Below are 3,189 nucleotides of genomic sequence, written 5' to 3'. Positions count from 1 at the left end.
GACCGCGTTGCACCAGCTCGCCGAGCAGGCCCAGTGGGGCGCGGCTCGTCGCGAGCACCGCGACCTCCGGCGAGGCCGCCGCGACCAGGTCCGCGACGACGACGGCCACCGCGTCGAGCACGTGCTCGCAGTTGTCCAGCACCACCAGCCCGTCGAGGTCCGGCGCCACGGCGCGCAGCCGCTCCTCGGGGCTGAGGACCCGCCGCTCCAGGCCCAGGTTGCCGCCGGTCGCCGTGGTGTCCGCACCGCCGAACGCGGCGAGCACAGTGGGCAGCACCTCGTCGGGCGAGCGCAGACCAGCGAGTTCGATCACGCGGACCGCCCGCCCACCCGCTGCCGTACGCCTGGCCACCTCGGCGGCGAGCCGGGTCTTGCCCGCCCCGCCGGTTGCCACGACCGTCACGACGGGTGCCTCGGCGAGCGCGTCGGTGACGGCCTTGACGTCGCGCTCCCGCCCGACGAGGGCGGCCATGGGGCGGCGCCACGCGGCGGGCAGCGTGATCCGCGCCTGTTGCCGGGGCGGTGCCGCGACGGGCGGTGCGGTGAGTTCACCGCGCAACAACGCCAGGTGGACGCTCGTGATCACGGGTGACGGGTCGGTGCCGTAGCGGTCGGCCAGGTCGGCGCGCAGCCGCTCGACCACCTCCAGCGCCTCTGCCTCCCGTCCCTGGGCGGCGAGCACCCGGACGAGCAGGGCGGCGGAGGGCTCGTCCGGCGGTGTCCGCGCGGCGAGTCGGCCCAGGTCGACCTCGTCGTACGGGCCCGCGCCGGCGAGTGCCGCCTGCGCGCGCAGCGCGGCGACCTCGGCGAACAGGCGAGTGTCCTCGGCGCTGACCAACTCGGGCACCTCGGGGAACAGGGCCCGCGCCTGATCGGCCAGGCCGCGGGCGGCACGGACGTCACCGCACCGGAGGACGGTGCCTGCCTGATCAACGAGCGCGCGCGCCTCGACCGCGTCGACGCTGACCTCGTCGGCGGGCAGTCGGTAGCCGCCCGGCACGGCGACCACGGGCAGCCCGAGGCGACGTACCCGGGACACGAGCGCCTGGACGGCGCCGGTCGCGTCGTCGGGCGGCACGCCGTCCCAGACGGCGTCGACGAGCAGGCTCACGGAGACCGCTCGCCCCCGCGCGTCGACGAGCGCGCGGAGCACCGCCGCGAGCCGTTCACCTCGAACGGGCTTGCCGTCGACGGCGAGTGGGCCGAGGGTCGCGATGTGCACGGACCCAGCATCCCCCACGCGCGCACGGGCCCGACGAGCACCGGTCCGTCCGGCCGGTCACGGCCCCGCGACCGGCTTGACAGGCCATCATTCGGTTAGGTTAGCCTAACCTCATGCAGAACGAGTTGGCGTCGGTCAACGGGGAGCGCAGCCTGTCCGGCGTCGACCTCCGTCTGGGCTATCACGGTGTGCCGGTGGTACACGGTGCCGCGATCGACCTCCGCGCGGGTGCCGTCACCGCACTGGTGGGGCCCAACGGCAGCGGCAAATCCACACTGCTGCGGGCCCTGGCCCGGCTGCACCCGATCGAGGCCGGAATCGTGCACCTCGCCGACGGCGTCACGGCCGCCAGCCTCGCGGCCCGGGAGTTCGCCCGGCGGGTCACCCTGCTCGCCCAGAGCCGGCCGGTGCCCAGCGGCGTCACCGTCCGCGACGTCGTCGGCTACGGCCGCCACCCCTACCGGGGGCGCTGGCGCACCGAGGACCCGGACGGCCCCGCCGCCATCGCACGCGCCATGGACGTCACCGGTGTGGCCGCGATGGCCGACCGTCCCGTCGACGAACTCTCCGGAGGCGAGTTGCAGCGGGTCTGGTTGGCCACCTGCCTCGCCCAGAACACCCCGGTTCTGCTCCTCGACGAACCCACCACGTTCCTCGACCTGCGCTACCAGGTGGAGATCCTCGACCTGGTCCGTGACCTCGCGGACGATCACGGCGTCGCCGTCGGCGTCGTACTGCACGACCTCAACCAGGCAGCCGCAGTGGCGGACGAGGTGGTCCTGTTGCAGCAGGGCCGGGTCCGCGCCACCGGCACCCCGGCGACGGTGTTCACCGAGAACGCCCTCACCGAGACCTACGGGATCCGCATCGAGGTGACCACCGATCCGGTCAGCGGACTGGTCACCACCCGCCCGGTCGGGCGGCACCAGATCCGCGCCCTGGTCTGAACACCCCCCATCCACAGCAGAGAAAGACCGTCATGACCCGTACCCGTTTCACCGCCCTCATCGCCGTCGTGGCCGCGCTGACGCTCGGCGCCTGCGGCACGACCGAGAAGACCGCCACTCCCGAGACCTCCGCCTCGGCCGACGGCGGGCCGGTCACCCTCACCGACAGCCGGGGCAAGGAAATCACCCTCAAGGCCCCGGCGACCAAAGTCGTCGGTCTCGAGTGGGGTGAGGTCGAGATGCTGGTCAGCCTGGGCGTCATGCCGGTCGGCGTGGCCGACCCGAAGGGCTACGGCACCTGGGTCACCTCGGCGAAGCTCGACCCCGGCGTCAAGGACGTCGGCACCCGTGGCGAGCCCAGCGTCGACTCGATCGTCGCCCTCCAGCCCGACCTCATCGTGATGGAGGACGACCGGGGCGCCAACATGGTCAGTCAGCTGGAGAAGTACGCCCCCGTCGTGGTCGCCAAGGGCAGTGACGCCACCGACAACCTGGGCCGGATGCGCACCGACCTCACCATGATCGCGAAGGCGGTCGGCAAGACCGCGGAGGCGGAGAAGCTGCTTACCGACTTCGACGCGGCCATCGCCGACGGCAAGAAGAAGATCGCCGACGCGGGTGCCGCCGGCCGACCGTTCGCCATCGCCGACGGCTGGAAGGAGGGCAGCACCGTCAGCATCCGGATGTTCGGCAAGGGCGCGCTGGTCTCCCAGATCGGCATTCAACTCGGCCTCACCAACGCCTGGACCGGCAAGACCGATGAGGTGTGGGGTCTGGGCCAGACCGACGTCGAGGGCATGACGGTCCTCAAGGACCCGGACATGCACCTCTTCTACAACGCCTCCGACGGCGACGACGTGTTCGCCGACGGTCTCGCCGGCAACGCCATCTGGAAGTCGCTGCCCTTCGTGCAGAAGGGCAACCTGCACAAGATGCCCAACGGCATCTGGACCTTCGGCGGTCCGCTCTCCGGCAAGCAGTACATCGACGAACTCGTCAAGACGTACACGGTGTGAGCGT

Annotated in this window: 3 protein-coding genes; 2 read left to right on the top strand and 1 reads right to left on the bottom strand. The window is 72.2% G+C overall.

Features of this window, described 5'->3' with window-relative positions; genetic code table 11:
- Positions 1-1,222, bottom strand: a 1,222-nt coding sequence (locus ABZ749_RS32555; protein ID WP_357234634.1) for a BTAD domain-containing putative transcriptional regulator, incomplete at its 3' end; no start/stop codon positions are given.
- Positions 1,223-1,335: 113 nt separating this feature from the next.
- On the opposite strand from ABZ749_RS32555, the gene ABZ749_RS32550 reads away from it, so the two are divergent.
- Positions 1,336-2,169 carry an ABC transporter ATP-binding protein gene (locus ABZ749_RS32550; RefSeq protein WP_357234631.1) on the top strand — a complete coding sequence of 278 codons (834 nt, stop codon included), beginning with the start codon at positions 1,336-1,338 and terminating at the stop codon, positions 2,167-2,169.
- Between the two features lie 32 nt (positions 2,170-2,201).
- The gene (locus ABZ749_RS32545; protein WP_357234628.1) at positions 2,202-3,185 is read left to right on the top strand and encodes an iron-siderophore ABC transporter substrate-binding protein; all 984 of its coding nucleotides are present in this window, start codon (positions 2,202-2,204) and stop codon (positions 3,183-3,185) included.
- Positions 3,186-3,189: the final 4 nt, after the last annotated feature.

The organism is Micromonospora sp. NPDC047753, assembly GCF_040642735.1.
GTDB lineage: Bacteria > Actinomycetota > Actinomycetes > Mycobacteriales > Micromonosporaceae > Micromonospora.
This window is presented reverse-complemented; position numbering and strand designations above follow the sequence as displayed.

Coding starts and splice junctions, on each gene's coding strand:
- ABZ749_RS32550 (WP_357234631.1), top strand. CDS start 1,336: ATGCAGAACGAGTTGGCGTCGGTCAACGGGGAGCGCAGCCTGTCCGGC.
- ABZ749_RS32545 (WP_357234628.1), top strand. CDS start 2,202: ATGACCCGTACCCGTTTCACCGCCCTCATCGCCGTCGTGGCCGCGCTG.